This window comes from Streptomyces sp. NPDC058964 (assembly GCF_042741275.1).
GTDB lineage: Bacteria > Actinomycetota > Actinomycetes > Streptomycetales > Streptomycetaceae > Streptomyces.
Window position 1 is genome coordinate 3,774 of sequence record NZ_JBHYKH010000062.1, and the last position, 4,237, is coordinate 8,010.

A 4,237-nucleotide genomic window follows, 5' to 3' on the forward strand; every position below is an offset into this window, starting at 1 on the left:
ACACCACCCAGGGCGCGGCCGTCGAGCCGAACGACACCCCCTCCCGGGCCTCGACACCCGCCAACACCCCGCACCCCACCACCACCACCCCCACCCCGCCCCCCGCCCCCACCCCCAGTTCGACACCCCGGAGGCGATCCTCACCCGCCCGGCGGACGACTTCGTGTCTGGGTTCGTGGGCGCGGGGGCGGCCCTGAAGAGGCTGAACCTGGCCCGTGTGGGGGACGTGCGGATCGCCCGCTGCCCTACGGTCGGCGTGGACGCCCCGCTGCAGGAGGTCCTCGGCAGGCTGCGGGGCAGCGGCACCGAGGAGGTCCTGGTCCTCGACCGACGCCGCCGGCCCCGCAGTTGGCTCGGGCGCGGCGACCTGCTGCGGGCCAGGGGTTCGCTGGCGCGCGCGGGCAGGCCGGTGCGCGGCACGGTGACCCGGGACGCAACGCTGCGGGACGCGCTGGAGGCGGTGCTGACGGACAGGGCGGGCCGGGTCGCGGTGACCGGACGGGACGGGGAGTACGCCGGTGTCGTCGATGTGCACGCGCTGATGGACTCCGCACACGCACTGCTGGAGGGCGACACCGGGAAGGGGCGGACGTGACCGCTCCCGGCCTGGAGGAGACGGAACCGCCGCGGGCGCCGGCGCCTGCCGACGCGGGATCCGGACCCGTACCGGGCACCGGGCCAAAACGGCCCCGGCCCCCGCGGTCCGCGCGGCGCCGCCGGATCGGCCTGCGGCGGCTGACCGTGCTCCCGGCCGTCCTGGCGGTGATCCTGCTCGCGACCCGGTGGTGGTTCCGGCGGGCCGACCTGGACACGGTCTCCCGGAACGCGCTGTCCGGCGGCCAGGTGTCCAAGGCCCTGTGGCAGCACGTCGAACTCACCGTGCTCTCGGCCTTCTTCGTGCTGGTCATCGCCATCCCGCTGGGCGTCCTGCTGACCCGCGCCCCGTTCCGGAGGGCCACCCCGGTCGTCATGGCGGTCGCCAACACGGGCCAGGCGACCCCCGCGATCGGGCTGCTGGCCCTGCTGGTGATCTGGCTCGGCACCGGAATGAGGGCCGCGCTGATCGGCATCACCGCCTACGCCTTGCTGCCGGTGCTGTCGAACACCGTGACGGGCCTCAGGGCGACCGACCCGGCCCTCCTGGAGGCGGCCCGTGGCATCGGTATGTCGGCGCCGGGCGTGCTGGCCCGCGTCGAGCTCCCCCTCGCCGTTCCGCTGATCCTGGCGGGCGTGCGCACGGCCCTGGTCCTGGGCGTCGGCACGGCGACCCTCGCGGCCTTCGGCGGGGGCGGCGGCCTCGGTGTGCTGATCACCGCCGGGATCACCAACCAGCGGATGCCGGTCCTGGTGCTGGGCTCCCTCCTCACGGTCGTCCTGGCCCTGCTGGTCGACTGGCTGGCCTCGCTGGCCGAACTGCTGCTGCGGCCTCGGGGACTGGAGCCGGAGGCGTGAGGCGCGGTGCCCGTCTGCTGCTCGCCTGGGTGCTGGTGACGGCGTCCGGCTGCGGGCTGAGCAGTGGCTCCCCCATGGCCGACGACGTCGCGCCCGGCTCCGTCGGGCGGGGCGAACCGCTCAAGGGCGCCCATCTGACGGTGACGTCGAAGGCGGACACGGAGAGCCTCGTGCTCGGCGCGATGATGGGCATCGCCTTCCAGGCGGCGGGCGCCGACGTCCTCGACCGGACCGGCATCCAGGGGTCCATCGGGGCGCGGGAGGCGGTCCGGGGCGGCGACGCGGCCGCCATGTACGAGTACACGGGCACCGCCTGGATCACGTACCAGGGCAACAGCACCCCGATCTCCGACCCGCTGGCGCAGTGGCGTGCGGTGCGCGACGCCGACGTGCGCAACGGGGTGACCTGGCTGGCGCCGTCCCGGCTGAACAACACCTACGCGCTCGCGATGAACCGGGCCGGCTTCGCGGAGCACGGCACGCGGACGCTGTCGCAGGTGGCCGCGCTGTCCCGGTCCGACCCCGACGCGGTGACGCTGTGCGTGGAGGGCGAGTTCGCCGGCCGGGTCGACGGGCTGCGGGGCATGGAGCGGGCGTACGGGATGAGCCTGCCGGCGGGGAACGTCACGCAGATGGACACCGGGATCATCTACACCCAGGTGTCGGACGGGAGTTGCGCCTACGGGGAGGTCTTCACCACCGACGGGCGCATCAGGTCGATGGATCTGGTGGTGATGGCCGACGACCGGAAGTTCTTCCCCAACTACAACGCGGCCCCGGTGGTCAACTCCGCGACTCTGAAGCGCTGGCCGGAGATCGCCGGAGTACTGGGCCCCGTCACGGCGAAGCTCGACAACACCGTGGCCCGGACGCTCAACGCGAAGGTGGACGTCGACGGGGCGGACCCGCACCAGGTCGCGCTGGACTGGATGAGGACGCAGGGCTTCGTGAAGTGAACTCGCGCGGGCACCGGGGAGTTGATGCAAAGAAGTCGATGCAAAAGACCTGTTGCAAAGGAGACTTTGCAACGCTACCTTTGTATCCATGACGGAGCACGAAGACCCCAAACAGCGCCTGCTGGACGCCCGCTCGCTGCGCGGCCTCGCGCACCCGCTGCGGATCCAGCTGCTGGAGTCGCTGCGCCGGCGCGGACCCGCCACCGCGTCCCAACTGGCGGCCCAGCTCGGCGAGTCCAGCGGGGCCACCAGCTACCACCTGCGACAGCTCGCCGCACACGGATTCGTCGAGGACGCCCCGGAGCACGGCAAGGGCCGGGAGCGCTGGTGGAAGGCGGCGGACCAGGGACTGGTCTTCGACAGCGCCGAGTTCGAGAACGCCGGCCCCGAGGTACGGGGAGCGGCGGAGGTGTTCCTGCACGAGATCGCCGCCGGACACGCCCGCGAGCTGTCGACCTGGCTCGGCAGCCGGGACGACTGGTCCGAGGCCTGGTCCCGCGGCTCCGACATGAGCGACGCCACGCTACGGCTGACGCCGGACCTGGCCCGCGAACTCGTCGGGAGGATGCACGAACTCATCGACGGCTACCGCAACCGCGTCACCGGCGAGGACACCCCCGAAGCCGAGCAAGTACGCATCCACACGCACCTGTTCCCCATCGAGACGAAGTGAGAGGTCCCGCCATGCACGACACCACCCAGCTCGCCCGGCACCGCATCGCCGAGCTCCAGGCCCAGGCCGACGCCCACCGCCTCGCCACCGAGGCCCACCGCACCGGCGAGCTGCGCAACCGGCTCGGCTGGGCCCTGGTCGAGGTCGGCCTGCGCCTGGCCGCCGCTCCCCGGCCCGTTCCGGCCGTCGCCTAACAGCTCGGTACCGAGCCCTTCCCCTTCTCCAGGTCCACCAGGGCGTTCACCGCCCCCTTGAGGGTGGTCACCGGAACCAGCCGCAGCCCCTTCGGCAGTTCCGACTTCGCCTCGGCGCACTCGTCCTTCGGCACCAGGAAGACGGTCGCGCCGTCCCGCCGCGCGGCCTGCGTCTTCAGGGCCACACCCCCGACCGCGCCGACGGTCCCGTCGACGTCGATCGTCCCCGTACCGGCGACGGTGCGGCCGCCCGTGAGGTCGCCGCCGCTGCCGTCACCGTTCAGCTTGTCGATGATCCCGAGCGAGAAGAGCAGACCCGCGCTGGGCCCGCCGACGTCGGCCAGTTTCAGCGTGACCTTGACGTCCTTGTCGCTCAGCTTCAGGTACCGGAGCGCCGCCTGGCTCGCCGCGTCCTGGGACTGCTGCATCTGCTCGGCGTTGTGCTGCTCGATCTCCTTGACGCTGTTGCCGGTCGGGTAGACCGCGTCGCGCGGCATCACCGCCCGGTCCGTGCGGAACCAGTTGCCGAGCACGTCACCGAGCGAGACGTCCGCGTCCGGGCCGGTCGCCTCGATGGTCGTCATCCGCAGCTGCCCGTTCGTCGGCCGGGCCGGCGCACCGGAGATCGTGATCACCTCGGTGCCCTGGTTCTTGCCGAGCACGTTCGCCGTCATCCCGGGCTGAGCCACCGAGAACGGCAGCGGCGCGAGGGCCGCCGTGGCGATCAGGGCCACGACGGGCAGGGCGCAGACGGCGACGGCCTGGAGGCGCGTGAGACGAGAGAGCACGAGGTCAATCTAACGTGACGGGCACTTCCGGCCACGGGCACGGGGCGGCGGGTCAGCCCGGGCCGGTCCGGTACGGGTCCCGGCGCTCCCGGGTGGAGCGGCGCAGGGCGTCCGGGAGCGGCTCGCTGCCGATGCCGGGCGTGGCCGGGGCCGCTGGACGGCCGTCCTCGAGGA

The 4,237-nt window shown here is 73.0% G+C and carries 6 protein-coding genes; 5 read left to right on the plus strand and 1 reads right to left on the minus strand.

Translation table 11 applies throughout. The features are described 5' to 3' along the window. The 5 genes from ACFW2E_RS11020 to ACFW2E_RS11040 all read left to right on the plus strand — a co-directional run. The coding region (locus ACFW2E_RS11020) for a CBS domain-containing protein (protein ID WP_384464718.1) at positions 1-595 on the plus strand (595 nt) is incomplete at its 5' end. Next, complete coding sequence (locus tag ACFW2E_RS11025; RefSeq protein ID WP_384464720.1) at positions 592-1,452, plus strand: ABC transporter permease; 861 nt, start codon at positions 592-594, stop codon at positions 1,450-1,452. The genes ACFW2E_RS11020 and ACFW2E_RS11025, both read left to right, overlap by 4 nt. Beyond that, positions 1,449-2,408, plus strand: coding sequence for a glycine betaine ABC transporter substrate-binding protein (locus ACFW2E_RS11030; protein ID WP_384464723.1), 960 nt, complete (start codon positions 1,449-1,451; stop codon positions 2,406-2,408). The genes ACFW2E_RS11025 and ACFW2E_RS11030 overlap by 4 nt, the downstream gene beginning before the upstream one ends. A gap of 88 nt (positions 2,409-2,496) precedes the next feature. Continuing rightward, positions 2,497-3,081 (plus strand): ArsR/SmtB family transcription factor, encoded by a 585-nt coding sequence (locus tag ACFW2E_RS11035; protein ID WP_384464726.1) that lies wholly within the window; start codon positions 2,497-2,499, stop codon positions 3,079-3,081. 11 nt (positions 3,082-3,092) lie between these two features. After that, positions 3,093-3,275: a hypothetical protein gene (locus ACFW2E_RS11040; RefSeq protein WP_384464728.1), complete on the plus strand. Its 183-nt coding sequence runs from the start codon at positions 3,093-3,095 to the stop codon at positions 3,273-3,275. On the opposite strand, the gene ACFW2E_RS11045 is transcribed toward ACFW2E_RS11040, so the two are convergent. Next, positions 3,272-4,063 (minus strand): PDZ domain-containing protein, encoded by a 792-nt coding sequence (locus ACFW2E_RS11045; protein WP_384464731.1) that lies wholly within the window; start codon positions 4,061-4,063, stop codon positions 3,272-3,274. The two genes, ACFW2E_RS11040 and ACFW2E_RS11045, sit on opposite strands and share 4 nt — an antisense overlap. Between the last annotated feature and the right edge of the window lie 174 nt (positions 4,064-4,237).

What these genes read in the sequence shown, in the direction of transcription:
- ACFW2E_RS11035 (WP_384464726.1), top strand. Translation starts at nt 2,497, where the DNA reads ATGACGGAGCACGAAGACCCCAAACAGCGCCTGCTGGACGCCCGCTCG.
- ACFW2E_RS11040 (WP_384464728.1), top strand. Translation starts at nt 3,093, where the DNA reads ATGCACGACACCACCCAGCTCGCCCGGCACCGCATCGCCGAGCTCCAG.